The sequence below is a fragment of the Thermococcus thermotolerans genome, assembly GCF_024707485.1.
In the GTDB taxonomy this organism is placed as follows: domain Archaea; phylum Methanobacteriota_B; class Thermococci; order Thermococcales; family Thermococcaceae; genus Thermococcus; species Thermococcus thermotolerans.
The window spans coordinates 1438758-1464132 of sequence record NZ_CP102602.1 but is presented as its reverse complement, the minus strand read 5'-3'; the positions used below and the strand labels follow the sequence as shown (position 1 = coordinate 1464132).

General features: G+C 53.5%; 23 protein-coding genes and 1 other RNA gene. 10 read left to right on the top strand and 14 right to left on the bottom strand.

The window, feature by feature from the left end:
• Positions 1-38: 38 nt before the first annotated feature.
• From NUS69_RS08365 to rnpB, 4 genes are all read left to right on the top strand, one after another.
• On the top strand, positions 39-446 hold the full coding sequence (locus NUS69_RS08365; RefSeq protein WP_258083350.1) for a DUF61 family protein: 408 nt from the start codon (positions 39-41) through the stop codon (positions 444-446).
• Entirely contained in the window at positions 446-727 is a 282-nt protein-coding gene (locus NUS69_RS08360; RefSeq protein ID WP_258083349.1) for a hypothetical protein, read from the top strand. The genes NUS69_RS08365 and NUS69_RS08360 overlap by 1 nt, the downstream gene beginning before the upstream one ends.
• Before the next feature lie 42 nt (positions 728-769).
• A complete protein-coding gene (locus tag NUS69_RS08355; RefSeq protein ID WP_258083348.1) occupies positions 770-2386 on the top strand; it encodes a COG1361 family protein in 1617 nt (538 codons plus the stop codon).
• Positions 2387-2427: 41 nt separating this feature from the next.
• An RNA gene (gene rnpB, locus NUS69_RS08350) (RNase P RNA component) lies at positions 2428-2749 on the top strand.
• Here rnpB and NUS69_RS08345 read toward each other — a convergent pair.
• Genes NUS69_RS08345 through priL form a run of 3 tightly spaced genes read right to left on the bottom strand, consistent with a single transcriptional unit; the run spans position 2735 to position 5917 of the window.
• Positions 2735-3583, bottom strand: a complete 849-nt coding sequence (locus NUS69_RS08345; protein WP_258083347.1) for a DMT family transporter — start codon at positions 3581-3583, stop codon at positions 2735-2737. The genes rnpB and NUS69_RS08345 overlap by 15 nt on opposite strands.
• Complete coding sequence (gene priS / locus NUS69_RS08340; RefSeq protein ID WP_258083346.1) at positions 3580-4620, bottom strand: DNA primase catalytic subunit PriS; 1041 nt, start codon at positions 4618-4620, stop codon at positions 3580-3582. The genes NUS69_RS08345 and priS overlap by 4 nt, the downstream gene beginning before the upstream one ends.
• Positions 4613-5917 (bottom strand): DNA primase large subunit PriL, encoded by a 1305-nt coding sequence (gene priL / locus NUS69_RS08335; RefSeq protein WP_308686504.1) that lies wholly within the window; start codon positions 5915-5917, stop codon positions 4613-4615. The genes priS and priL overlap by 8 nt, the downstream gene beginning before the upstream one ends.
• A 264-nt stretch (positions 5918-6181) precedes the next feature.
• Here priL and NUS69_RS08330 point away from each other — a divergent pair, with 264 nt between their 5' ends.
• The 3 genes from NUS69_RS08330 (at position 6182) to NUS69_RS08320 (ending at position 9271) form a co-directional block, all read left to right on the top strand.
• Positions 6182-6931: an ATPase domain-containing protein gene (locus NUS69_RS08330; RefSeq protein ID WP_258083345.1), complete on the top strand. Its 750-nt coding sequence runs from the start codon at positions 6182-6184 to the stop codon at positions 6929-6931.
• Between the two features lie 64 nt (positions 6932-6995).
• Complete coding sequence (locus tag NUS69_RS08325) at positions 6996-8162, top strand: hypothetical protein (RefSeq protein ID WP_258083344.1); 1167 nt, start codon at positions 6996-6998, stop codon at positions 8160-8162.
• On the top strand, positions 8156-9271 hold the full coding sequence (locus NUS69_RS08320; protein ID WP_258083343.1) for a tripartite tricarboxylate transporter permease: 1116 nt from the start codon (positions 8156-8158) through the stop codon (positions 9269-9271). The genes NUS69_RS08325 and NUS69_RS08320 overlap by 7 nt, the downstream gene beginning before the upstream one ends.
• Positions 9272-9281: 10 nt before the next feature.
• Here the strand turns inward: NUS69_RS08320 and NUS69_RS08315 are convergent, their stop codons facing one another.
• Positions 9282-9590 (bottom strand): DUF5748 family protein, encoded by a 309-nt coding sequence (locus NUS69_RS08315; protein ID WP_258083342.1) that lies wholly within the window; start codon positions 9588-9590, stop codon positions 9282-9284.
• 70 nt (positions 9591-9660) lie between these two features.
• Here NUS69_RS08315 and NUS69_RS08310 point away from each other — a divergent pair, with 70 nt between their 5' ends.
• On the top strand, positions 9661-10851 hold the full coding sequence (locus NUS69_RS08310; protein ID WP_258083341.1) for a class I SAM-dependent rRNA methyltransferase: 1191 nt from the start codon (positions 9661-9663) through the stop codon (positions 10849-10851).
• A 61-nt stretch (positions 10852-10912) separates the two neighbouring features.
• On the opposite strand, the gene NUS69_RS08305 is transcribed toward NUS69_RS08310, so the two are convergent.
• The 6 genes from NUS69_RS08305 to NUS69_RS08280 all read right to left on the bottom strand — a co-directional run bounded on the left by NUS69_RS08305 (position 10913) and on the right by NUS69_RS08280 (position 16984).
• Complete coding sequence (locus NUS69_RS08305; protein WP_258083340.1) at positions 10913-11812, bottom strand: restriction endonuclease; 900 nt, start codon at positions 11810-11812, stop codon at positions 10913-10915.
• A gap of 186 nt (positions 11813-11998) precedes the next feature.
• A complete protein-coding gene (locus NUS69_RS08300) occupies positions 11999-12421 on the bottom strand; it encodes a hypothetical protein (RefSeq protein WP_258083339.1) in 423 nt (140 codons plus the stop codon).
• 237 nt (positions 12422-12658) lie between these two features.
• Positions 12659-13402, bottom strand: coding sequence for an RlmF-related methyltransferase (locus tag NUS69_RS08295; RefSeq protein WP_258083338.1), 744 nt, complete (start codon positions 13400-13402; stop codon positions 12659-12661).
• Between the two features lie 37 nt (positions 13403-13439).
• A complete protein-coding gene (locus NUS69_RS08290) occupies positions 13440-14708 on the bottom strand; it encodes a M20 family metallo-hydrolase (protein WP_258085057.1) in 1269 nt (422 codons plus the stop codon).
• A gap of 12 nt (positions 14709-14720) precedes the next feature.
• Entirely contained in the window at positions 14721-15056 is a 336-nt protein-coding gene (locus tag NUS69_RS08285) for a PqqD family protein (protein WP_258083337.1), read from the bottom strand.
• Between the two features lie 53 nt (positions 15057-15109).
• Positions 15110-16984 (bottom strand): OPT family oligopeptide transporter, encoded by a 1875-nt coding sequence (locus NUS69_RS08280; protein WP_258083336.1) that lies wholly within the window; start codon positions 16982-16984, stop codon positions 15110-15112.
• A 290-nt stretch (positions 16985-17274) separates the two neighbouring features.
• Between NUS69_RS08280 and NUS69_RS08275 the strand changes: the two genes are divergently transcribed.
• The gene (locus tag NUS69_RS08275) at positions 17275-18090 is read left to right on the top strand and encodes an MBL fold metallo-hydrolase (RefSeq protein ID WP_258083335.1); all 816 of its coding nucleotides are present in this window, start codon (positions 17275-17277) and stop codon (positions 18088-18090) included.
• 10 nt (positions 18091-18100) lie between these two features.
• Positions 18101-18322: a hypothetical protein gene (locus NUS69_RS08270; RefSeq protein WP_258083334.1), complete on the top strand. Its 222-nt coding sequence runs from the start codon at positions 18101-18103 to the stop codon at positions 18320-18322.
• 17 nt (positions 18323-18339) lie between these two features.
• Here the strand turns inward: NUS69_RS08270 and glmM are convergent, their stop codons facing one another.
• Genes glmM through NUS69_RS08250 form a run of 4 tightly spaced genes read right to left on the bottom strand, consistent with a single transcriptional unit; the run spans position 18340 to position 25371 of the window.
• A complete protein-coding gene (gene glmM / locus NUS69_RS08265) occupies positions 18340-19704 on the bottom strand; it encodes a phosphoglucosamine mutase (protein WP_258083333.1) in 1365 nt (454 codons plus the stop codon).
• Between the two features lie 29 nt (positions 19705-19733).
• Positions 19734-20138, bottom strand: coding sequence for a UPF0146 family protein (locus NUS69_RS08260; protein ID WP_258083332.1), 405 nt, complete (start codon positions 20136-20138; stop codon positions 19734-19736).
• 32 nt (positions 20139-20170) lie between these two features.
• Positions 20171-21289: an ABC transporter ATP-binding protein gene (locus tag NUS69_RS08255; RefSeq protein ID WP_258083331.1), complete on the bottom strand. Its 1119-nt coding sequence runs from the start codon at positions 21287-21289 to the stop codon at positions 20171-20173.
• 32 nt (positions 21290-21321) lie between these two features.
• Positions 21322-25371 (bottom strand): glucodextranase DOMON-like domain-containing protein, encoded by a 4050-nt coding sequence (locus NUS69_RS08250; RefSeq protein WP_258083330.1) that lies wholly within the window; start codon positions 25369-25371, stop codon positions 21322-21324.
• Positions 25372-25375: the final 4 nt, after the last annotated feature.

Sequence of the window (25375 nt, the reverse complement as noted above, 5' to 3'; positions counted from 1 at the left end):
TAAGCAAAGGTTTATTGGATCAGGGAGTATGAGGGAACATGCCAAAAGCCGAAGACATCCTGAACAGGGAGATAGCTCGGGTAAACCTTCACCTTCCGGCAAACAGGCCCACTCTAAAACAGCTGTTGGAGGAAAAGGAACCGAGGGTCAGGTTGCGCGATGGGAGCTATCACCACTTCAGACGTTCCGAGCTGGAGTATCTCATCTCACTCCTCGATGAGGGAGAAGAAGAACGTTTGAGGATACCGATAGTGCTTGAAATAAGCACGCTGTACCGGGGCTACTTCAGGGTGAGAGGGAGAACCGAGGTTAAGGTCATTGAGAAAATCCTCGGTACCTATGATATCCTGGATGAAAAAATAGAAGGGCTCTATCCGAGATATCTCCTTCCGAAAATCAGAAAAGCCCTCCCGACGACAACGACGTATGCGTTCATAACGGAGTGATGGGTATGGACGAAGACCTCAAGGTTCTGCGCGACTACCTGATGTTTACCGTCCCCCACGTTACCGTACTCGCCGGTGCCCTCCTGGGGGTACTCCTGATAATGGGGGTTCAGGTCAACATCGCCCTTGGGATATTCACAGTCTTCTACGGGTTCATGCTCCTCGTACTTGGCCTCGTGATAGGCCCTCACTTTTCCAAAGTGCTCTGGTACCGGCTTATGATGGTCTTTTTTGCCTTTTTGATGCTCCTGGGGGTCGTTCTTCTGTTGTATGGAGAGTAGCCTTTATATGGGAAAAGGAACAACTAAACATGGTGAGAACGTATGCGGAAGGCAGTGGTTGCGTTGATCCTCCTAACTCTGGTCATGGCACTTCTCCCGGGCTCCTCCGCCCAGTTTGTCACTTTTACAACAAACGACGAAATTACCCTGCTTCGCGGGGACTACAGTACCGGGACGATAATGCTGACGAATGCCGGTGGCTTCAGTTTTAAAATCGTCAGCTATCAGAAATTCTGGGTGGAAGATGATAACGGCAACGTTGTCCCGGGATTTAATCTCACATTGACCCCGACTATTTTCAGTGATTGGACATCCCGGAAGACCTATTCGGTGTCATACAACATATCCTGTGCTTCCAATGTTTCAGGGGGGACGTACACGCTCTATCTGCGTTTCCTGGCGTTTACCTCTGATAACTCCATGTACATAGTCCACGCCACAGTGCCGCTCCACGTGATTGAGAAGGCTCTGGATTTTGGGGTGGCGGATGCCTATGTTAAGGAGCGTCCAGGTTCCCCTTATGTTCTCAACGGAGAGACTATAGTGGTGTTTTCCCATGTTAACAACATAGGGCACTCAAGAGTTCCCGTTCATGCTACCGTCTCTCTCTCCCTGGGGGGGAAGGTGTATTTCCTCGAAAACAGAACCCTCAACATGGCTCCCGGGGACAACTTAGTTCGCTTTGAAGTGCCTGTAGGGTATGAACTGCCCGAGGGCACGTACAGGCTGGAGTACGTGCTCAAGTATGATGATGGGACATACAGATACTCGCGGGAGATTCCCGTCAAGTTTGGGGTGAAGCTTGTAGGGGCCTCCCTTCAGTCGGACATGGTAAAGCTCGGGGAAGAGAACAGGGCCTATCTAACCCTCCTCTCGGAGAGAAACGTTAACCTGAATCTCACCGTGGAGACCTACAGAAACGGGACGTTGGTTGCAAGAGCCGTTGAACCCACCGTGATCGGAGGAGGTACGAACGTCATTGAGGTGAGCCTCCCGACCAACGTGTCCGGAGAGCTGACGTCCCTCATAGAGCTGACCTTTGATGGGAGGATTATCGGGGAGAGCAACGTTTCGTACAAAGTTCTCGCACCCCCCACTATAAAGGACGTAACCTATGAGAAAGTCTCCGACAATGAGGTCGTCTTCAAGATACTCATTGAGAACCCCAACTCCGAACCCTTCGAGGGACAGCTTTCCTACAGGATAGTGGCCAATGGGAGCGTTCTCTACAAGGACTCCCTGGGGAGCACAATAAAGCCCGGAATCAACGACATCTCCCTAAAGTTTCAGCTTCCGGTGGGACGGGCTGTTGGTTACGAATTTACGCTCAGCGCCATGGGTGAAACCAGCGTTTCCAAAGGGGAGCTGTATCTGGAACCTCCCGCTCCACCTACGACAACCACAACAACCACCACTACAACCGCATCAAATACCACGACAACAGCCTCCGCTGGAACATCGGCGGGCCTCTGGGTGGGGATCCTCGTAGTGGCCTTCCTCCTGCTGGTCGCCGGGGCGTTCTACTACAACACCCGCGAGGGTGGAAAATCCAGAAAACGCGTCCGGCCCAGGCCCAAGAGGCGCTCGCCCCTTGGGAGGTTTAAGAGGCCCAAGGAGCCCGAGTTCAGGGAGAACAGAGAACTTCCAAAGAAGAAGTGAATACCAAACTTTTTTATCCCTATTTTCTACACTCCCCCTAGGCGAGGGGGTCGGGGGCCCTCGGGGTGCTCCCGAGGAAGTTCCGCCCACCGCACCGGGGCCGCGGTGCCGCAAGGCACCTCCCGAGAGGGAGGGCAACGGCGCAGAAACGACACGTCCCGGCGGATATGGGGATGAAAGCGGCGAAGGGCCCGGCGACGGTGCCCGAGCTAACCCGCAGACGACCCGTCGGGGGGCGGTGAAACGGCCGTCCCGCGGGGTGCAAGGCCGAGGAAGGGGCGATGAGTTCCCGGTGGGAGCCCCGTGGTAGGCCGCTCAGTCGAATGCCTCCTTGACACAGAAGGCGGGCTACGACCCCCTCGCCTTAATATCCAGCAGGGACGCCAGAAGTATCAGGGCCCCTCCGAGTGCGGTTCTAACCCCTGGAACCTCCCCGAATATCAGAAACGCATAGATCACGGCGCTCATGGGGTCGAGGTAGCTCAGCAGAGCCGCCTCGTTGACCTCAACCTCTTTCAGCCCGTCCATGTACAGAAAGAGCGCCAGTACCGTGTGCACGCTCACGAGGATAAAAACCGCCCACCAGGCGGGCTCTCCAACGCCCGATGCGGCAATAAAAGGGGCCAAAACAACCGACGCTACGGCGAGCTGGAGGAAGGTCAGGGTCTTTCCGTCCACATCGCGCAGAAACCGTCCGAGATTTGGAATCAGCGAATAGAAGAAGGCCGCTATCGCCGCCAGCAGAATTCCAACGAAGTCCCTGTTTCCAAGGTCGACATCCTGCCCGCTCATTATCAGGATGAGCCCGGCAAAGGCGGTCCCTATCAGGAGCCACCTTTTCAGGGTCATCCTCTCCCCAAGGAACCTCCACGAGATGAGGGTCGCTATTATCGGGGCCATGTAATAGACGAGAACCGCGTTTGCTATGGTGGTGTAGCTGAACGCCGTGAAGAGGAATACCCAGTTCAGGGCCAGGGAAACTCCCAGGGCTACGAGGGGCTTCCATTTGGTTCTAACTATGGAAGGAAGCGATAAGACCCATCCTTTGTTGCCCGCCAAGAGGGACAGGAGCAGGATGGCCCCAAGCGACACCCTGAAGAAAGCAACCCCTAGCCCGGACAGGTTTGAGAAGCGGGCGAATATTCCAACGCTCCCCCAGATGAGCATTGAAGTTGTGATTTTCAGCCTTCCGTTCACATCTCATCCCCGTGCTCTTCCACCCATTCTTCGTAGGCTTCCCTGACCTCTTCCTTCCTAAACCCGGGAACCGCATCGCGGAAGGGATTGAACCTTTCGAGCTTTTTCTCGCTTGAGCCGATGTAAGTTGTTATAAGCCCTACCTTGGAATGCAGGCTTGACGGCAGACGGAGGATTCTTTTGACATCAACCGTAACGCGGCCGTCGAAGTAGGCCTTTGAGAAGGTGCTCGACAGTGCGAACAACCTCGTCAGTGTCTTGTATCCAATGCCCTGTGGGAACGCCGTTAGAAGCCCTTTCCTGACAAACCCCTCGTAGATGCTTTCCCTTCCTTCGATTACCTTTTCGACCTGTCCCTTTCTCAGACCGATGTTAAAGAGGTGGTTCTCGTTCACCCTCCGTATGAAGTACCCAAATCTCAGCCGGAAGACCCGGTAATAGCCTGATGACAGCATTATCCTCCTGCTCTGGATGTCATCGAAGGTTATCTCCTCTGCCGCTGAGATATACGCCAGTATCTTCTCTCTGGCCTTCCCGTCGAGGCCAAGCGCCCAGTCATCGAGAACCCTTATATGGTAGCCTCTCCCGGAATAAACGACGTGAACGTTCTCAAATCCGAAATCTTCTTTCAGGACTATCAGGGTATCCCTCGCGAGCTCCTTGGCGTCCTCCAGGCATATCGGACATACCTGCCCGTGCTCATGGATGTGAGAGCATCTCCTCAGGGGCAAATCCTTCGCGTCTATGTCAAAGACCAGCTCCGCCCCGAGCCAGCCGCTCATGCTCTTCGGCTCCTCGTAGAGCGCAACGCTTGAGTATATAGCGTACGGGGCCGTTGCCCTCACGTAGTCCTCCAGGTCGCGGACGTCCATGAAAACGTTCTTTCTGTCGCTCGGTCCCTCACCGGTATGGTCGAACCCAAACTCCCTCTCCTCAAGGGTTCTGACTATAAACTCGGGGAGTTTTTTGGCGCTCCATTCCTTCGAATAGTAGCGCTTTCTCTCCTTCTCTGTGACTTCCCTGAACAGCTCAGCCATTCTCACTACCCCCTGCATCCTCTTCCTCCTTACCCTTTCTGCTCTCGATATAGAGGCGCCTTAGATAGTACGTCAGTGGATTCTTGATGTTCCTGCAGTGCCTGTCCGGCTTGCAGAGCTGGGGAGCGTTTGCCTGTATCTTGGAGCAGTTCGGCGGGAAGTACCACGTGGAGTTTCCGCTGTCCTCAAGGGTTGGCCTGTCGGTTAGGCCAAATCCCAGATGGTACCAGATGTTCTTGACCTCGTGGGGCTGGTCTTCGAAGAGAGGAGGGGAGCAGCGGTTTCCGGCCTCGATTATCACCGGCAGTATCTCCTTCTCGACCACGCTCAGGTCACCCACGCAGTCCCGTATTCTGACGTCCCTCCGGGATGGGCTTGGGCACAGCCTAGCGTAGCTGAGGAAACTCGTAAGGAGAACAGTTATGGCGTAGTTCCTCAGCCCCGCGGGAACTCCCCCGAGGGCTATCTTCACACACGGAGGGAAGAGTTCAAAGCGCAGTGGCTGTGCCTCTGCCGAACCCATCCTCTCAAGCTTCTCTTTGAAGTACTCCCTAGATATTTCCCTTATTTTCTCATACAACTCTACATAATATTTATTAAAAATCGAGTCACGATTTTCATAAAGTTGAACTACTGCACGTTCGATATGAAACTCAAAAGACCGTTCCCAAGCATTGCTTAGCATGTTGCTTTGAATGTATACATATCCTCTTTTTATGTAGTATTTTTTCAGGTTGTCTCCAATGAACTTGAAAAAGTCTTTCATATGTATCTTGAATTTTAATTTCATTTTCTCTGCTTCTATTTTTTCGAATTGCTTTTCCCATAAGGTTCTCTCAATAATGACCTTATCCCTTTGAGGAATTTCATCTTTTGCAACTGCTCTGACATCTATTGATAACTGACTTAGAAGATCATTGAGAAGTTCGATTTGTTTAGATGGACTTTTCTCTTTTGTTATATTTTTGAGTCGTCGATTGAATCTTTCTTTATATATCCTCATGTTGGCTGATTTTACAAGCTCCATTTCTAATCCATAGGGTGCCATGGCTAAAGCCCCTAGCAATGCATAAAACGTTAGAATGTCTTGGAGTTCACCTTGAGTTTTATCTAGATCTACAAGTTCATTAGGGGGAGTATTGCTATCAAGTAGCCATAAAATCCTTTGGACGGCACTATCTATGCTTACCCTCGCAGGGATTATTACAAAGACTTCATCTAATAGCTCGATTCCTAGATCCTTCAGATAATTTTGAACCATCTTCCCGAAGGGATCAAGCATGGCTTCACCTCTCATCGATAGGTGCACCTTGGGGCATAAAACGGTTTCCGTGGGTGAGTGAAAGTCCGCTCGTACATAGGAGTGAATTTTTCAAAAGCCTCAGAGAGGCCGTTTATGGTACCTGTGGGCGCAAATAGCGCAAACCTCCGAACAACCCTTCGGCCATATTGATTTGAACTGGAGTGGCCACTTGCACCCCAAAAGTTTTATATCTCTTTGGTTCCACATGTTATATTAGACGTAAAGAGAGAGTTCGCAAAGATTTCACGGGTGATTTGGATGGTCATGAACTACACTGTCAAAAGAGTGAAAAGTGGCATTCCTGGTTTTGATGATCTAATCCAGGGTGGCTTTCCTAAGGGAACTACTGTTCTTGTCACCGGTCCAACGGGCAGCGGTAAGACTACTTTCGGAGTCCAGTTTGTCTACAAGGGGGCTGCAGAGTACGGTGAGCCTGGAGTCATAGTTACCCTTGAGGAAAGGGCGCAGGATCTGAGGAGAGAAATGCTGGCCTTTGGATGGGATCTTGAACAGTACGAAAGGGAGAGAAAGATAGCCATAGTTGACGGGGTGAGCGCTGTTGTGGGCCTTCCATCAGAGGAGCAATACGTTCTCGAAGGCAACCTCAACGCCGAGGACTTCCTCCGCTATATCTACCGCGTCGTTAAAGCCATAAACGCCAAGAGGCTTGTTATCGACTCGATTCCATCCATTGCATTCGGGCTCCAGGAGGAGAGCAAGATAAGGGAAGTCCTTCTTCAGCTCAACACGATACTCCTTGAGATGGGCGTCACATCGATACTGACGACGGAAGCCCCCGATCCCAGCAGGGGTAGAATAAGCCGCTATGGGATGGAGGAGTACATAGCAAGGGGTGTTGTCCTTCTGGACTTCGTGGAAAAAGAGGTCGAACTGAAGCGCTATCTCCTCATCAGAAAAATGCGTGAAACCAAGCACTCGATGAAGAAGTATCCCTTCGAAATTAACGAGGAAGGCATCGTTGTCTACCCGAGCGGCGAAGTCTACTGACCCCTCTTCTTTATCCCCGCCCGTTATGGGTAAAATTTTTAAGTCTCAGTTCTTACTATTAATCATGGTCACAAACAGAGAACTTAAAATTGTCCTTTTAATTGGTTCGATAGTAGTTTTAATTGCAATGGCAACCATCGGCTCTGCTCCGGGGGACTTCGATATATTTATAGGGGTCTGTGTGTATTCCACCGATTCCTTTTCCGTCCTGAGCGACGGCAGTACTTCCGTTGGGGTATACGCATCCCTGCAGGAGGGGGTGGTCTACCGGGTGGAGGGAAGGATGTACAACACGAGCTCTGGCCTCAGACTCAGACACGTCCGAATAGAGCGGGCGGAGGCTACTTTTCCGTTATCAGCCGTAAAAGGGGCCTACTGGGTATCCTCCGGCTACTACATATTAACCCCGGAGAGGGTGAGGCTGGCCGCCCCGCTACCCATCCAAAAGGGGGAACTTGTAGAGGCGGGGGGAATATGGTACCGGAACAGGTTCTACCCCATCAGATATCGCGTGTTGGGGTTTTCTCAAAAGCCCAGAGACGGCATGCCCTGGCGGGTTGAGGGTACGGTTATTTACGGTGGTACTAAAGCCGTACTATGGAACGGAAGTGAGGAGATAGTCCTTTATCTCCCCTACGGGACGAAAGTCGAGGCTGGAAGGCGCGTTAGGGTGGTGGGCATAGTCAGGTTCTACTCAAGGCTCTCCCTTATCGTTGACTCGCCGGATGATATATCCCTCGGGGGATACGGTGAGAAGGTTCCCGTTTCTGAGGCCTCCATCGGCGATATTGCCGTTGGAAACTGCACGGTGGCTGGTGCCGGCCGTTCGCTCAAGCTCGACTGCACAGAACTGAAGCTCCGCAACTTCAAGGCGAGGGTAGGCGATAGGATTCACTTCGAAGCAGTCAGGAGGAAGTCTTCGCTCTACTGTATTGATTGTCACGTCATTGAGAGCAGAGAGGAATTGCCTAACGGAATATGCTCGTTCTCCTTAGGAGAGCTTGCCAGAGTATCCGGACGTGTGGAGTGGGTCAGAGTGTATAAAAACGGCTTCGGGCTGGCGAACGTTACAGATGGCAATTGCTGGGTTCTTATTAAACTCAGAAAGTCCCTCAACGTTTCCCTAAAGGTCAACCAGACCGTTACAGCCTATGGATTCTTCACAACCTACCGGGGCATGCCCGCCTTTGAAGTTCCATCGGGTGATGACCTTTGCTCGGGGAGATGCTGAAGGGAATTATTGCGGGAACTATCAGCGGTACTCTTCCTGGAATCCATGTGAACACGCTTGGGGCGTTTCTGGCGGGGATCGGTGTAGGTGATAACCTGTTGCTTTTTTCGATGGGTTTAACCCACACTTTTCTTGATGTTATCCCATCAGCCTTTCTCGGTGTTCCCGACGAGGGGACGGCCCTTGGAATCCTTCCTGCACACAGGCTCGTTATTCGTGGAAAGGCAATGGAGGTCGTCAGAATAGCGCTGTGGGCGAGCTTCCTTGCGGTGCTTATGGCGATACCGCTTTCCATGGTCTATCCCATCCTGGCCAGGCTGTACGCTCCGTGGATCGGAAGAGTGGCCGTAGGGGCTCTGGCTCTTCTCTTAATCCTCACTGAGAACGGTCTGAAGAGGCTCTATGCGGTGCTGGTGTTCTTCCTATCCGGTCTGCTCGGGATTCTGGCGTTCAGGCTTCCGCTGAAGGAGCCGTACTATCACCTCTTCACGGGCCTCTTTGGCATCCCCGTGCTGGTTGCAGCGCTTGTGGACGGGGGTGGACATGTTGTCCCGGGTAGTGGGAAAATTGAAATGGACACAAAGCGCTTTATCGGCTTTTCCCTTCTGGGAACGTTCCTTGGAATGGTGGCCTCGCTGATTCCAGCTTTTACAGCCTCCCAGGCTGCCCTCATGGGCTCTTTTTTCTCAAGGGACGAGCGTTCGTTCCTGGCAGTTGTCTTTTCGGTCAACACATCCAACTTTCTGTTCTCCTTCATGAACTTCTTGGAAACCGGGAGGGTAAGAAACGGCATCGTGGCACTCATGGCTCCCCCTGCCCGGGGTTTTCTGCCGTACTACGCCCTGGCGGCGGTCTTTGTTTCCCTCTTAGTTCTGAGTTATGGAGATGCTTTGGCGGGTGCTGTGCTCAGAGTTCTGGCTTACATACCCTACAGGTTTATGAACGGTGCGGTGGTGGCCCTCCTCGTGCTCCTGTCCCTGCACTTCGACGGACTTCTCGGACTTCTTGTCTTGGCGGGAGGAGGTATGGTGGGTTTCCTGACGGTGCTCTTTGGTGTCAAAAGGACGAACTGCATGGGGGTTCTCATGCTCCAAATAATAATCGGATAAGAAGAGAGGATTAGATGGACTTCTCCTTCAGAATCCTCTGAAGTTCGGCGTAGTCTGTTACTATCCTCTTGTTGTCTAGGGTTGTAAAGTATGCTTTTTTCCTTTTGATCTTCTTGATGTCTGTATACTTCATCTCAGGCGGATCGTAAGAACCGGGCTCCACGACCTCATCTTCGACCGTGTACATGCCGAGGTCGGGCTGGCCCACGTACTTCCAGACCTCATAGAAGACCTCGGGCTCAAGGTGGATTTCTCCATCGATTTCTATCCAATCCGCCCCTATCTCCTCAAGAAACTCTTTCACTACCTCGAAGTGCATAGAACCACCGGCATAATATAGGACGCTAAGGGTTATATACCTATCGCCGAACTTCAAACGGTGGTGAGAGATGGCGAGGGTAATCGTTGACGCTCAGGCCGCGAGAGCCATAGGAAAGGGCGCGATGATAGTCTTCAAAAAGGGTGTCGTGAGAACGGAGGGCGAGTTTGAGCCGGGGGATGTGGTTGAGGTTTACACACGGGGCGGCAAGTTCCTCGGAAAGGGCTTTGTCAATCCCAACTCAAACATCATGATCAGGCTCGTAACTAAGGACCGCGATACGGAGATAAACAAGGAGCTCTTCCGTGAGAGGATCAGGAAGGCCAATGAGTACCGCAAGAAGGTTCTCGGCTACGAGGGGGCCTACCGCATGGTATACGGCGAGGCGGATTATCTGCCTGGCCTTATAGTTGACCGCTTCAACGAGATAGCCTCGATCCAGATTTCGAGCATAGGGATGGAAAAGTTCAAGCTCGACCTTGCGGAGGCAATAATGGAGGCCGAGCCGGAAATCGAGACGGTCTTCGAGAAAAACACCGGGCGCTCAAGGAGAAGGGAGGGTCTGCCCGAAATCGAGCGCGTTCTCCTCGGCAAGGAGAAGTACCGGACGGTAATCGAGGAAGGCAAAGCCAAGTTCATCGTTGATATGCGTGGACAGAAAACGGGCTTCTTCCTCGACCAGAGGGAGAACAGAATAGCCCTTGAGAAGTACGTCAAGCCGGGAATGAGGGTTCTCGATGTTTTCACATACACCGGCGGCTTTGCGATACACGCCGCCGTCGCTGGAGCCGACGAGGTGGTGGCTGTAGACAAGTCCCCCTGGGCCATCAACATGGTAAAGGAGAACGCCAAGCTCAACGGCGTGGAGGACAGGATGAAGTACGTCGTTGGCTCGGCCTTCCCTGTCATGGAGGAGATGATAAAGAGGGGCGAGAAGTTTGACATCGTTATCCTCGATCCACCTGCCTTCGTCCAGCACGAGAAGGACCTCAAGAGGGGGCTTCGCGCTTACTTCAACGTGAACTACGCCGGCTTACAGCTGGTGAAGGAGGGTGGAATCCTCGTTACGGCCTCCTGCTCCCAGCACGTTGATATGCAGGCCTTCAAGGACATGGTTATTGCAGCGGCAGCCAAGGCCGGCAAGTTCCTTAAGCTCCTTGAGCCGTACAGAACTCAGGCACCAGACCACCCGATACTGATGGCCTCGAAGGACACGGAGTACCTCAAGGCGCTGTTCCTCTACGTTGAGGATATGAAATGAGCCTCGTCTGGCGAGTATGGAGAGTCTATTATACAAAATTTTTTCTACTATTCTCCTAGCACTAGAACGGGTAGAAATACATCGAGATAGCTAGAACAATGGCATAGCAGGTGAGGATAATGCTACGCATAGTATGGGCGGAGCTTAGAGAGTTCCTTCTCTCATGTCTCAGCCACTCCTCATATGCGACGATGCTTAACCATAACAAAGTTGCAGCGCTAGTCAATACTCCCAATAGGCCGTAGGGCGAAGTTACTATCGAGTCATAATTCAGAAGTTCTCTGATAGCTACCATTAGAAAATAGCTGCTAAGGATAAGGCCGCTGAGGGAATAATACCGACCCTTGACTTTTTCACGGAGTTCGGTGAAAAAGACGAGAGGTGGGGTAAATATAACAAGAATGGAACCAATATAAATGATAAGGATAAATATAGAAGTAGCACTTCCCACCTTTACAGAAATGTCACCAGAAAGTTTGACATAGAAATGTAAGATATACCAAATGACTGAAAAGATCGTGCCAGCTAGCAATATTAGAATTGACACAGCCTCATCTTCTGTCATGGGATCTTCTCTTTGAGTGATAGTTGGAAAATGCTCAGTTTGTCGGAGTATGTTTGCTCTTTTTTGTAGTTCCACATAATGCACTAATTCTATGCCTAGTTTTTGAGCCATTTCTTCGGCTCTCTCTGTGAATCCACTCCGTGAAACTACCCACGCCTCATCACACCTGTAGTATTCTTTCCCGGCGAAAACTTCTTGAACAGCTCTTACGCCTACAGGCCTATTTTGGTTCTTTACTTGAATAGCAATTCTTTTTCCATACTTTTCAGCTATAATATCGACTCCGTAATCTCCGCTGAAGGGAGTTTGGGTCACCTCATACCCTAAATCCTTCAGAATCCGTGCAATCTCATTCTCAAACTCATAACCCTTCCGGGAATTTGACACCCTAACCACCGGGTCTTCTTCTTTCTTTTAAGAAAAGAACGGAGAAAGTATATATATCAATTTTGCTGTTGTTACCAAGTTGTGGACACTTTACTGCAAGATATCTGTAAACCCTCTGAACAGATAGGAGAGCGAGTGTGGGGATTATTTACGGAAGAGGCACTGTTGTGAGGACACATTTTAATAACAAAGAAATTAGAACTTGAAATCTCTCATCGAGGCAAACCAGTCGTCATCCTTCTTTCTTCTCCGGCGCTTAGTTAAATCCGCCTTAGCAAACTTTGAGAAGTCCTGATTAAGCTTTCTAACTTGGTGATCGAAATCATCAAGTGGCTTGAACCAGTCATCTTCAGGTTCGTATACTTCGATCACTTCCTCTTCATACCGATAAGGCCCCGATTTACGGTTAGTTCTGGAAGGTGATCGTCTATAACCAGCAAATACCAAAATGTTCACCGCTAACGCAAACAGAAAGCCAAAAAACAGTATATCCTTAGGGGAGACCCCTTGGTAGAGATCGGGGAATGCTGAGACGATTTTTGAATATATATAAATAAAACCCACAAATGCTACATAGAATAATGATACGTGACCCACAATTTTCCACTTTAGGGACAATATAGTCACCCCTAAATAAAAAGGGTATTTACATATATAACCTTTAGGTTTAAATTTCCACTTTCATACATTGGGGTACAGGGGACGATGAGGATAAAGCACCTCCTCTGAGCCGGCGTGGATGCTGAGACGCCCACGGTCCGAGTCCCTCAACCGGTCGCTCCCCCGACCGAAACCCTTTTTTTATTTGGTCGCTCAAACGACTAAAATCGTGGAGGTTATGGTCGTTAGGGACCATTACAGCCTGAGTATCAGGCTGTACCTCCACCGCGTTCCGACCCGGAACCTCACGTCCCTCACGGAGTAGCCCAGCTCTTCTCCCTTTTCCCTTATGGCATTTATCAGCGGCTTTTTGTCCGGAAGAAAGAGAGCTACCTTTCCACCGGGCTTCAAGTATTCCATCGCCTCCTCGATGAGCCTCACCGAGAATGCCTCACCGTACTTCCCACCTCCAACGCCTTCCCTCTCCGTCAGAACGCCTTTCGTCGGAGTCTCGTAGTAGGGCGGAGCGGAGAAGATTACGTCGAACTTTTCCCCTTCCGGGATCACTCCTTGGATTATTCCACCGCAGCTCTTGATTAGCCTGATCTTCGCTCCGTTTCTCCCTATGTTGGCCTTTGCGTGGGTGAAGAACTCCTCGTCGATCTCCGTCGCGGTAACGTCGCACTCGAAGAGCTTGGCCGCCATGAGGGCCATCATCGCGGTGTGCCCGGTTCCTATCTCAAGAACCCTCTCGCCGCCGCGGAGAAAGGTCTTCAGGAAGATATAGCGCGAGACGGGGGTGGTCACCAGTCCGCGCGGGTGGTACTCTATATCGAGGCCGAAAATTGCCTCCGCTATCGCCCTGTTGTAGAGTATCCTCGCTTCCCTGTTCGAGAAGTCAAGCCTTCCGCGCTCGTCGAGGTAGTCCTTCAGCTCCGGAAACAGCTTCACTGCCTCTTTTACAGGCAGTCCCAGCTTTCCGTCCTTCCATGCGGGCATGGCTCTGAATGGGAGGGATAAAAGAAAAGGGTTTCGCTCAGAGGAGCGCCAGGGCCGCCATAACCTTAGCATCTTCAACCATGTTGTCTACCTTCGCGTACTCGTTGGGCTGGTGGGCGGTCTCGTCGAGGGTTGCCCAGACAACCGCAGGGATTCCGAGCTTCCTGAAGTAGGCCGCGAAGGTTCCGCCGCCTATTCCTCCAACTTTTGCCTCCTTTCCGCGGAGCTTTCTCAGGGCCTCTTTAAGAAGAACCACTATCTCGCTGTTCGGGTCGGTTGGGGCCGGAGCGTCCATGCGCTGGAGGACCTCGAACTCTATCTCCGGCAGAACTTCGCCGTCGAACTCCTTTCTGTATTTCTCTTTAATCTCCTCGGCGAGGGCCTTTGCGTCGGAGAGGATATCATCTACACTGTACCTCGGCAGAATCCTGCAGTCGAAAACCACCTCGTGCTCGCCCGGTGCTATGTTCGGGCTGTCCGCTGGATTTTTAACCATCGTCGGCTCGAAGGTGCTCTCCGGCGGGTCGAAGAGTTCGTCCCTATCAGAATACTTCTCGTGGAGGAGCCTGTCGAGGTGGTAGGCGAAGTCGAGGGCGACACGGTGGGCGTTGAGTCCCTTGTCAGGCATGCTGGCGTGAACCTGCTTGCCCTTAACCCTGACCCTGAGCCAGAGGATGCTCTTCTCTGCCACCTCGATGAAGGTTCCGTCCTCGTTTCCGCCGTCCGGGACGAGAACGAGGTCGTCCTTTCTGAACAGCTCCGGGTGCTCTCTCATGAGCCACTCGACGCCGTATTTGCTCCCTGTCTCCTCGTCGCTGACGAAGGCGAGGATTATAGTTCTCTTCGGCCTTATCCCGAGGTTCATCATGGCCCTTACCGCGTAAAGAGAAGCGACCAGGCTCTGCCCGTTGTCCTCGCTTCCGCGCCCGTAGACCTTCCCGTCCTTCACGACCGGCTTGAAGGGCTCGGTAACCGTCCACCTGCTCAGGTCTCCGGGCGGAACGACGTCTATGTGGGTGAGGATCCATATCCTTGGGCTCTTCTCACCGTCCTGGCCGTAGTAGTAGGCGAGAATGCTCGGTCTGACTCCATTTTTCGCCCTCTCGTCGGGCGCGTTGTAGACCTCGACTTTGTCGAAGGGCCAGTCTTTTATTATCTCAAGCAGCTTCTGGGCCTTGTCGTATTCTCCCTCGTAGCCGTAGTCGGGGCTTATGGCGGGAATTTTTATTAGTTCGACGAGAGTATTGGCCATCTCATCGCGGAGCTTTTCTATCTCCAGTGAGACCTTTTCGAGGGTTTCACTCATTTCGACCACCACCTAAACTATCCCGTCCATCCTTTTAAACTCAACCAGGTACCTCTTCCCAAGTTCAACGAGAAACGTCACAAGGCGCTCGTAGAGGGGCTCAACTTCATTCCCAAAGCGTGCCTTCAGGGCCTTCCCTATCTCATTTACTGTTCTTCTCCCGTCGCAGAGCTCCCATGTGTATGCCCCGACCTCATCGAGTTCTATTCTCCTGTACTCGCCGTGGAGCTTCCTCGCGAGAAAGTCGAGCTTCGAGTCCATCGGGATGAGGAGGTAGTACTTCCCATCGATTTTCTTCAGCTCGACCTTTTCGTTGCGTACCGGGACAAGGTTCAGGTACTCTTCCATGGTCATTCCTCCGGCCTTTAAAATTTAAAGGTTGGGAAAGAAAAGGGGGGAGATCACTCCTTCCTGCCCGTCATGTACAGCCAGACGGCTATTCCTGCCAGGATGAGGATTCCAAGGATGTTGCTGCTGAAGCCAACGCTCGGTGCTACGCCTGCAACTATCAGTGCCGCGAAGAATATGCCCATGAGGGCCTCACCGGCTATGAGTCCTGCCGCACCGAGGACACCCGGGTCGGTCGGCTTCTCTGCACCGCCTCCCCTGGCCTTGCCGACGAAGTACCTGATTAGGCCGCCGATGAATATCGGGACGCCGAGGCTGAGCGGCAGATAGATGCCGACGGCAACGGGCATGACAGGGGTTCTGAACTTGGAGCCCTTCATGGCGAGTATCTCGTCAAGAACTATGAGGACGATCGCTATGCCGGCTCCGATGTATATCATGTTCCACTCCAGGTTGCCGGTGAAGACGCCCTCGGTGACCTTGGCCATGAGGAAGGCCTGCGGGGCGGCCAAAGCGTTCTCTTTGGCGGTTGGAGTTCCGGCTATACCGTAGGCCTGGATGAGGAGGTTGAGCACGGGGGCCATGACGAGGGCGGCAAAGAACGTTCCGACTATCTCGAAGACCTGCTGTCTCTTTGGCGTGGCTCCAACGAGGTAACCGGTGGCGAGGTCCTGCATGGTGTCACCGGCTATAGCGGCTGCGGTACATATGACCGCCGCGACGAGTATGGTAGCTGCCATTCCCTCCATCCCGCTGAGGCCTAGGGCCTTGAGCACGAAGGCCGTGAAGAGCAGGCTCATAATGGTGATTCCTGAGACAGGGTTGTTGGAGGAACCGACGACACCCGCGAGGTAGCCGGCTATTGAGCTTCCGAGGAAGCCGACGATGAGGAGTATCACCGCCATAACTGCCGCGATCCCTATCGAGCCGATTATGTGGAAGTACAGGAGGAACAGCGGTATCACGAAGGCTGCTATGAGTATCAGCACGTAGTTGAGCGGAAGGTCCTCCTCCGTCCTGATGACAGTCTCCCCCGCCTGCCTCCTCTTGGCGACCTCAAGACCGGCCTTGATGCCCCTCTTTATCGGGTTCCTGAGCTTGATGAGGCTCCAGATTCCACCGACGACCATTGCACCAACGCCCATGTACCTGATCTTGGTGCTCCAAATTACCCATGCCATGTCAACCGGGCTGAGGTCTGTGGCTCCCATCTGGCCGGCATAAAGCGGGATGGCTATGAACCAGGCTATTGCACCGCCAAGGAAGACGAGGAAGGCTATGTTGAGCCCGACGATGTAGCCGACGGCAATGAGCGCCGCCGAGAGGTCGCTTCCGAAGTAGTAAACGCGGGAGCCGACCATCTTTGCTGCCTCAACCGTGCCCTTCCAGAGGCCAGAGCTTCCGAGGAGCTTGAAGAGGCCGCCGAAGATTCCGCCGTAGAGAATGGGCTTTGCGTGGCTTCCCCCTCTGTCCCCTGCTATGAGAACCTCGGCACAGGCGGTACCTTCCGGATATGGAAGCTTCTCCTCGACTATGAACGCCCTCCTGAGTACGACCGTGAAGAGTGCACCGAGGGAGCCTCCAAGGGCCGCTATTATGGTCACCAGGTAGTACGGGAAGGTCGTGTAGTAGCCGAGGACTACCAGCGCCGGGAAGGTGAAGATGACTCCAGCCGCGAGGGACTCGCCGGCTGAAGCAGCGGTCTGGACCATGTTGTTCTCAAGGATGTTCCTGTCCTTGAAGGCGAAGAGTATTGCCATCGATATGACTGCCGCTGGAATGCTGGCACTGACGGTCATACCGGCGTACATGCCGAGGTATGCGTTCGCCGCACCCATCACTATCGATAAAATAACACCCAGAACAAAGGCCTTTATGGTGTACTCCGGCAGGGACTTTTCGGACGGTATGTACGGTTTAAACTCCATGGCTGCACCCCCATGGGTTGAGCATAATTAACTGATTACTACCAAATTAAAAACATTTTGCCGAGTTCTAGTTTTTAAAGTTTTAAAGTCGAACCTTTACATTTTTATATTACCTATGGTTATACAAACTTCCTGCGTGTTCCCATATGATGGACATTGTGTTCCAGTCGACTTGTATGAACCCGCAATCATACACATGTGGCCAGAAAGTGCATAGGGTGGTGGGGCAATGCCTTATATACTCCTGGAGTGATACTCCTACGTCTGCAAAAGAAAGCGGGGGTGGCGGTTTGATAGAGATTACCTTCCTTGGCAGCGGTGGTGGAAGGTTCATCACCATAACGCAGTTCCGCTCCACCGGTGGGTTCCATATTCGTGCCAGTAGGAACATCTACGTTGATCCGGGGCCGGGTGCACTGGTTCGCTCCTGGAGATACAAGCTCGACCCGAGGAGGCTGGACGCAATATTCGTCTCCCACAGGCACGTCGACCACTGCAACGACGTCGAGGTAATGATAGAGGCCATGACGGGCGGGGCTTTGAAAAAGAGGGGCATGCTCATAGCATCGAAGAGCGTCGTGTACGGCGATGAGACACACACTCCTGCGGTCAGCAAGTACCACATGGACGTCCTTGAGAGCATCCACATACCCGAACCGGGAAGCAAGATAGCCATCGGTGATGAAGAGCTGATAATAACTCCCACCGTCCACTCAGACCCCACGACGATAGGATTCCGCATGAGGACCCACTACGGTGACGTATCCTACATTCCGGACACTGCTTACTTCGATGAGCTCATAGAGTGGCACGACGGTTCGAAGCTTCTGATAGCCGCCGTGACGAGGCCTAGGGATATGGGGATACCCTACCACCTCAGCACCGACGACATCGTCATGATGCTCAAGAAAATGAACGAGAAGCCCGAAGTTCTTGTGATGAGCCACATCGGGATGAAGATGCACTTCGCGAACCCCTACAAGGAGGCCAAATACATAGAAACCGTCACCGGCGTCAAGACGTACGTCGCTAAGGAGGGCTTCAAGGTCATGGTGGAAAAGAACGAAATATCGGTTAGAACGCTGAGACCGGCTAGGTTTGTCTGAGGGGTTTTTGATGGACAGAAAGGCTCTCGCCCCGGTTTCGATTTTCTCATTTCTGCTCAACCTGTTCTTTGGCGAGTCCCACCTGTCGCTCGACCTCCTGGTTCCGGTGTTCATCTACTGGCTCTACCTTGTAGGGATGGGGGAAAAGCCCCACGCAAGGATCCTTGCCAGAGATTTTGGAGTAATCTTCCTGGCCGGTACGGTGGGCTGGACGCTCGGAACCCACGTCTAAAAGTGGAAAATTGGGACTCAGCCCTTTTTCATGGCTTCTTCAACGGCCTTTCTGACGGTTCCGTAGGCCAGCTCAAACAGCTCATCGCGTCTCCTCTCGCTGGGGGCCTCAACCACGACGCGGATCTTCGGTTCGGTGCCGCTCGGTCTCACGAGGACCCACGAGCCGTCCTTCAGCTGGAAGCGGTAGCCTGAAATCGTGAGGAGCTCCTTAACATCATCTCCCAGCTTCTCTTTGAGGGCATTGTATGCCCCCTCAAGAGCAATACCCTTGAACTCGTCCGGGCACTTCACGTTCTTCTTGGTGAGGTAGTATGTCGGTATCTCCTCCCGGATTATCTCCGAGAGCGGCTTTCCGCGCTCGTCTATGAGCTTTATGAGAAGTCCCATGGTCACGAAGCTGTCTATCCAGGGCCCGAACTTTGGATGAACCAGCTTCCAGGGTTCGGCGGCGAAGATTGCCCCGTACCTCTTTATCCCGTCGTGTGGCTGGCCGAGGGGAATTCTTACAACCCTACCGCCGGCGTTCTCAACGACGTGGTCTATCCTTGAGCCGGTGTCTATGGAAACGACGACCGTTCCGCCGCTGTGCTCTTCCACGTAGAGCTTTGCGAAGAGCGCTATGACTGTGTCCTCGTTGATGTAGTTCCCCTTTTCGTCGAAGACAGCTATCCTGTCGGCGTCGCCGTCCTGCGCTATGACCAGGTCAACGCCGAGCTCCCTCGCCAGCTCCCCGAGGTAGGCTATGTTCTCGTACCTCGGCTCCGGCTTTCTTCCCGGGAAGTGGCCGTCCACGTGGGCGTTGACGCTTATAACTTTCGCCCCCATCTCGCGGAGCAGGTAAGGCGCCACAACGCTCCCGGCACCGTTGGCGCCGTCGTACAGGACTTTCAGGTTAGTCTCGTGGTTCACGAAGTCGAGAACTGCTCCAATGTAGCCGTCTATGATGTCAGTGGGTTTCACCGTCTTTATCTCGTCCCACTCGGCCTTTCTGAAGCTTCCGGAGAAAACGAGCCCCTCCAGCTCCCTCTCCTGCTCGACGTAGAACTCAGTCCCGTCCCCGTTGAAGACCTTTATGCCGTTGTCAGTGGGGGGGTTGTGGCTCGCTGTAATCATGACCCCACCATCGCCGTACTCACGAGTCCCCCATGCTAAAGCGGGCGTTGGTATCAACCCGAAATCAAGAACCTCCTTTCCCGTCGAGAGAAGCCCGGAGATGAGGGCGCTCTGGAGCATTACGCTTGAGGTTCTTCCGTCCCTCGCAACGGCTACCGTTTCTCCATCGATGTACGTCCCCATTGCCCTTCCGATATCCATTGCAAGTTCAGGCGTGACCTTCTCCCACAGGACGCCTCTAATTCCAGCTGTTCCGAAGAGCTTCATATCACCACCGTAACTACTTGGGAGGCGGTTTAAATAGGTTTGGCTACGTATATGGGCAGTCCTCGATAGTTCACCAGTTTCATCCCCCTGGGCATCACATCGCCCGTTAGGGGGAGAATATACACTGGAAGACCGAGCTTTTCTCCGAGACTCAGGATGGGCCTTACTATCTCAGGGGTCGGCCTCACCGAGTAGAGCGCCTTTGCCCCGTGGTAGAGCTCAAGCCTCGGGTTGAAGAGGTCGTCGCGAGCCGCGTTGATGCCCAGCTCTTTCGCTTTCTTAACGGACTTCGGGTTCCAATCTATAGCAAGAACGTCATAGCCGAGCTCCTTCAGTCTAAGAGCCACCTTGAACTGGAAGCCTACCCCAAGCTCCACAATCTTCCCCTTGGGCACTTTTCCCGCGAGAAACTCCGCGAAATCCTCAACTGGCATGGGAGAAAATGGGAGGGGGGGTTTAAAAAGATTCAGAACACTGCCTTTCCGCTCCCCTTTTCAAAGACGTGGGCCTTGCGCATGTCGAATACCACATCAATCTCCTGGCCTTCCTTCACCTTGGACTCCGAGCGGAAGGCTCCCAAGAACGTCACTTCCCCAACGCGCAAGTGGACTATCTTTTCACTCCCTAAGTTCTCGATAATGTCAACCGTTGCTCTAACCATGTTCTCCCCTGGAACTTTCACTTGAGCGAACATTGCATCGTAAACGTCCTCTGGGCGAATGCCAAAGATGACTTCCTTTCCAATCAAGCCCTCCTCGCGGAGAACTTCAACTTGATCCGGGAGGAGTTTGAGCTTGAATTCCCCAAAGTCGGCAAAACCGTCCTCTGTTATTGTTGCATCCATGAAGTTCATTGGTGGTGAACCAATGAAGCCTGCAACGAAAGTGTTCGCTGGTTTGTCGTAGACCTCTTCTGGCGTGCCCACTTGTTGTAAAACGCCAGCGTTTATGACTGCTATTCTATCACCCATGGTCATGGCTTCAACTTGATCGTGAGTCACGTAAATGGTGGTTACTCCCAGTTGCTTCTGGAGTCTCTTGAGTTCCGCGCGCATTTTTACCCTGAGTTTTGCATCCAGGTTGCTGAGTGGTTCGTCCATGAGGAAGACTTGAGGTTTTCTCACGATTGCCCTGCCCAATGCTACGCGCTGTCTTTGACCGCCAGAGAGTTCTCTCGGTTTTCTTTTGAGGAGCTCTGTCAAGCCGAGCATTTCCGCGACTTCTCTGACGCGCTGGTCGATCTCCTGTTTTGGAACTTTTCTGAGTTTGAGGGGGAAGGCTATGTTGTCGTAGACTGTCATGTGGGGGTATAATGCGTAGCTCTGGAAGACCATGGCTATGTCCCGGTCTTTTGGGGGGATGAAGACGCCTTTTTCCGGGTCGGCGACTAGCTTATCCCCAATGTAGATTTGGCCTTTTGTGGGTTCTTCCAGGCCGGAGATCATTCTCAGGGTTGTTGTTTTCCCGCAGCCGCTTGGCCCGAGGAGGATCATGAATTCCCCATCCTTAACGTGAAGATTCATATCCTTAACAGCCGTGAAGTCCCCGAACCGCTTCCACACACCGATGAGCTTTACTTCCGCCATGTTCTCACCTCTCAAAAGGAAAAAATTGGGGGTCAGCGCCTCCTCCTGAGGAGGAGCGGTGCCACTGCAAGGGCAAGTATTATTCCCGGACCGCAGATTCCGCCGCCTTCTTCGGGGGTGGTCGTTGTGGTGGTCTCACTGGGGCTGGTTGTTGATGGAGTGGTAGTTGTTTCACTCGGGGTGGTCGTCGTCTCGCTGGGTGTTGATGTGGTCTCGGTTTTAGTTTCAGTCGGGGTCTCTGTCGGCGTCGGTTGCTCGCCACCGGTTCCCTCAACGAGCGATATCATGAGCACCGTGGCCAGGGTCTTCTTCTCAAGGTCGTAGGAGCTTAACTGCTCCTCCTGAGTCGGCTTGAAGCCCTCCGGGATGAGCATGTCAACGACCCTCGGCGCGAGGTTGTCTATGACTGCCTGCGGATCTGCCCCTCCGAGCTTCCACTGTTCTGCCTGAACGGCGACGGGCCTCCACTTGTCCGGCCCAAAGCCGTCCTGGGAGCCGACGAGGATTGAAGCGTAGAGGCCGTAGTCCGAGATGCTCAGGTACTTCTTCGGAACTTTGACCACTATAGCGTTCCTTGTGGGATCCGCGGATATCTGGAGCTCTCCCTGTATTGAGGTTCCGTCCGGGAGGACGATGAGGTTTCCGTAGTCCCAGCCGGCTATTCTAAGGGCCAAGTCCCACGGGTGGGCTGGGTCGAGCTGGACGTTGCTTCCCGGTCCATCCGGGAACATTTTGATGGCGCTCGTGTTTCCACCGTCCTTGAAGTCAAAGTAGGCCTCGATTATCTGGAGGCTGAAGCCGTTGGGTCCGTTCCACGGGTTGCCTCCAAGCTCTTTGAAGTAGAACTCCAGCGTCCAGTCGTCGCTACCCTCCACCATCTTGAACTTGAGCAGGTCGAGGTGGCCCGGAACGAAAACCTTGTCGGTCGGGTAGGTGTAGGTTCCTGGACCGTGGTCGTCCCCCTCCGGGTCGTTCACGACTATGCCCTGCTTGAGGAGCGGAAGCGCCTTGACCGTGGCGAGCTTTATCTCGTTGGCGTCGTACGAGCTTAACTGCTCCTCCTGGGTCGGCTTGAAGCCGGCAGGAGCGAGCAGGTCCATAACGCGCGGGGCAACGTTGTTGATAACCGCCTGTGGGTCTGCTCCACCGACCTTCCACTGCTCTGCTTCGACGGCTACCGGTCTCCACTTGTCCGGACCGTAGCCGTCTTGGCTTCCCGTGAGGACGACTCCCCAGAGACCGTAATCCTCGTTTATCTGAATGTACTTCTTCGGGACTTTGACTATTATCGCGTTCTTGACCGGGTCGGCTGAAATCTGCATCTCACCCTGTAGTGCCGTTCCGTTTGGAAGAACTATCAGGTTTCCGTAGTCCCAGCCGGCTATCCTGAATGCAACGTCCCACGGGTGGTCGGGGTCGAGGTTGACGTTGGCTCCCGGCCCGTCCGGGAACATCTTAATAGCCGAGCTGTTACCGCCGTCCTTGAAGTCGAGGTAGACCTCGATTATCTGGAGGCTGAAGCCGTTCGGCCCGTTCCACGGGTTGCCACCGAGGTTCTTGAAGTAGAACTCCATAACGTAGCTGTCGGTCTGTTCGAGCATCCTGAAGCGGAGGAGGTCAAAGGCCCCCTCAACGAAGACCTTATCGGTCGGGTAGGTGTAGGTTCCCGGACCATAGTCATCTCCCTCCGGGTCGGTTATGTCCACTATGGGAACTCCCTTGACCTCCGTCGGGAGCCTGAGCTCCACTGGGGTGCTTATCACATCAAGGTTTCCGTCTTTGACGGTCGAGACCGCGAAGTAGAAGTCATCTGGGGTCTCTATGTAGTCGAAGGGGACAACCACCTCGATTCCCCCGCTCGTCTCCTTGACGGTCGCCTCCCCGAGCTTCTCATTGCTCTCGTAGTCGGTTGCACCGTAGATTTCCGCCTTGCCGTTCCGGTAAACGATGTGCTTGGTTATCATCAGTCCGACGCTGTCCCTGGAGAACGGGAACATTGAGTAGCGCAGCTCGCCCGGCTTTTCCTGGAGGAGCGTGAAGGTGTTTCCGACGCGCTTGCCCTTCTCCCAGATGCTCACCTCGAACTCGTTGAGGTTGCCCTTAACGACGAAGTGCAGTCCATCCCCATCGAAGTAAACGCTCACACCGCTTGAGCTTGGCGACATGCTGGAGAAGTTCTTGATTTCACCCTCTTTAAGTCCGACGAGGGCCCTCGTGGTGTAGGGCTCACCGTCCGGGAAGTAGTTTCCGAAGAGGTAGCTCGGCGGCTCGACTCCGGCTAGCTTGTACATCTCGTAGAGGTAGGTCTTCAGGTAGCGGTCGAAGGTGTAGTCCTGCCCGCTGTCCTGGTCGCTTCCGTACCACCAGAACCAGTCGCTCGCCTCAGCCCTCAGCAGGTACTCGTAGGCCCTCTCCCAGTCCGCCTGGCCCATCCTGTCCTTGTTCTCCATGAGGGTCTTTCTCGCCAGGTAGAGCCAGTACCAGCCGTAGTTTTCCTGGGGCTCACCAATCCACGTTGAGAGGGTTCCGTCTATCCAGCTGCTCTCGGGCCACTGCATCTCCTCCTTAACCCCGACCATGTCGTAGAGCTCGCCGAGGCTCTGGGCCTTGAGGAGGGCGTTAACGTTGTCGCCCGTAAGGTTCAGCCTCTCCATCATCTGCGGCGTGAGCTTGTTTGCCTTGTCTCCGTAGAGCTGGATGTACTCGCTCGGGGTGAGGGTTCTTATGAGGCCCTGCTCCTGGAGTTCGGTCAGCTTCTTGTAGAGCTCGGTGAGGAAGAGTTTGCCGTCGTATGGATAGTGCTCCCACGGGTTCTCGCCGTCGAGGGTGACGACATAGACCAGAGAACCATCGTAGTTCTGCTTCTGGAGCTTGAGGAGCTCGTTAACGAAGTCTTCAACAGCCTGGTACTGGTTCATTCCACCGTAGGTAAAGCCAACGCGGTCGCTGAGCGCGTGATCTCTCGGGAAGAGGTAGATTTTCTTCCCGTTGAACTCAGCCACCCAGGGTTTGTAGTAGTTCTCGACGGTTCCCTCTATTCCGAGCTTCCCGAGAACCATCTGGTCGGTCATGACCCACTGCCAGCCGTTGTCGGCCAGTATTTCGAGGGTCTTGTCGTTTAGGGCACTCTCAGCCGCCCATCCACCCTTCGGAAGGGCCGTTCCACCGCCGAGGTACTGTTTGTATAGCTCGTCCGCCTTCTTGACGTGCTCATCAAAGTCGCTCTCCCAGCCGAAGTCGTTGAGTATCGGCCCTATTGGATGCGCATAGGGAACTACCGTGACCTCGACGTTGCCGTTTCCGAGGAGGAGGTTTATCTTCTCGTGCTCCTCGAAGGTGTGGTTGAGGAGCCACATCTGGGCGTCGAGAACGGTCTTAACGTCCGCCCTCGTGTAACTGCCCTCGTCAACCTTGTCGTAGAGGGCCTTGAGCTCGGGGTGGGTCATTATGTAGTTGTAGTCTATCCACGCGAGGTTGAAGAGCACAGCGAGGTCTATGTAGTCCTGCTCGGTGAACTCGTTGGTCACTGCCACCTTCTGCTCCTCAAGTGGCAGATTGGCGTACTTGGCCTTTGCAGCCATCATCTTGTTCTTCAGCTCTGTGTAGCGGTCCCAGAAGTCCCTTATCGGGTTGCCGTTGGGGTCGGTTATCGGCTCGCCGTTCCAGGGGATGGTGTGGTCGAAGAACCCTCCCGGTGCCTGGAGCATGAACCACTTCTCGCCAACGGTGAGGGGCTCCCCGTTGGCTATCTTCTCGGTGACTATCTGGTAGTTGTCCTTGGCGCCGTTCATGTAGCCGGCGAGCTGGGCTATGAGCGAGCCCGATAAATCGATGGTGGCGTGGACGTCCGGGTACTGGCTGAGGTAGTAGGCCATCTTCCAGTAGTTGTTTGCCGCGTGGAGCCTGACCCACGGTCTGGTATAGATGTCCTGAATCGGGTCGTAGTAGTAGGGCTGGTGCTGGTGCCAGACTATTATCACGTTCAGCGGCTTTGGTTCAGCCGCTCCAACGGTCTTAACGTTCGCTCCAACGATGCTCCCCACAACGAGTATTGCCAGCAGCAGGGCAATCCATCTCTTCATGCTA

Bases quoted from the DNA above. Each gene is read 5' to 3' on its own strand.
- NUS69_RS08365 (WP_258083350.1), top strand. From the start codon at position 39: ATGCCAAAAGCCGAAGACATCCTGAACAGGGAGATAGCTCGGGTAAAC.
- NUS69_RS08360 (WP_258083349.1), top strand. From the start codon at position 446: ATGGGTATGGACGAAGACCTCAAGGTTCTGCGCGACTACCTGATGTTT.
- NUS69_RS08355 (WP_258083348.1), top strand. From the start codon at position 770: ATGCGGAAGGCAGTGGTTGCGTTGATCCTCCTAACTCTGGTCATGGCA.
- priS (WP_258083346.1), bottom strand. From the start codon at position 4,620: ATGGCTGAGCTGTTCAGGGAAGTCACAGAGAAGGAGAGAAAGCGCTAC.
- priL (WP_308686504.1), bottom strand. From the start codon at position 5,917: ATGAGAGGTGAAGCCATGCTTGATCCCTTCGGGAAGATGGTTCAAAAT.
- NUS69_RS08330 (WP_258083345.1), top strand. From the start codon at position 6,182: ATGGTCATGAACTACACTGTCAAAAGAGTGAAAAGTGGCATTCCTGGT.
- NUS69_RS08325 (WP_258083344.1), top strand. From the start codon at position 6,996: ATGGTCACAAACAGAGAACTTAAAATTGTCCTTTTAATTGGTTCGATA.
- NUS69_RS08320 (WP_258083343.1), top strand. From the start codon at position 8,156: ATGCTGAAGGGAATTATTGCGGGAACTATCAGCGGTACTCTTCCTGGA.
- NUS69_RS08315 (WP_258083342.1), bottom strand. From the start codon at position 9,590: ATGCACTTCGAGGTAGTGAAAGAGTTTCTTGAGGAGATAGGGGCGGAT.
- NUS69_RS08310 (WP_258083341.1), top strand. From the start codon at position 9,661: ATGGCGAGGGTAATCGTTGACGCTCAGGCCGCGAGAGCCATAGGAAAG.
- NUS69_RS08295 (WP_258083338.1), bottom strand. From the start codon at position 13,402: ATGCCCGCATGGAAGGACGGAAAGCTGGGACTGCCTGTAAAAGAGGCA.
- NUS69_RS08290 (WP_258085057.1), bottom strand. From the start codon at position 14,708: ATGAGTGAAACCCTCGAAAAGGTCTCACTGGAGATAGAAAAGCTCCGC.
- NUS69_RS08285 (WP_258083337.1), bottom strand. From the start codon at position 15,056: ATGGAAGAGTACCTGAACCTTGTCCCGGTACGCAACGAAAAGGTCGAG.
- NUS69_RS08280 (WP_258083336.1), bottom strand. From the start codon at position 16,984: ATGGAGTTTAAACCGTACATACCGTCCGAAAAGTCCCTGCCGGAGTAC.
- NUS69_RS08270 (WP_258083334.1), top strand. From the start codon at position 18,101: ATGGACAGAAAGGCTCTCGCCCCGGTTTCGATTTTCTCATTTCTGCTC.
- glmM (WP_258083333.1), bottom strand. From the start codon at position 19,704: ATGAAGCTCTTCGGAACAGCTGGAATTAGAGGCGTCCTGTGGGAGAAG.
- NUS69_RS08260 (WP_258083332.1), bottom strand. From the start codon at position 20,138: ATGCCAGTTGAGGATTTCGCGGAGTTTCTCGCGGGAAAAGTGCCCAAG.
- NUS69_RS08255 (WP_258083331.1), bottom strand. From the start codon at position 21,289: ATGGCGGAAGTAAAGCTCATCGGTGTGTGGAAGCGGTTCGGGGACTTC.
- NUS69_RS08250 (WP_258083330.1), bottom strand. From the start codon at position 25,371: ATGAAGAGATGGATTGCCCTGCTGCTGGCAATACTCGTTGTGGGGAGC.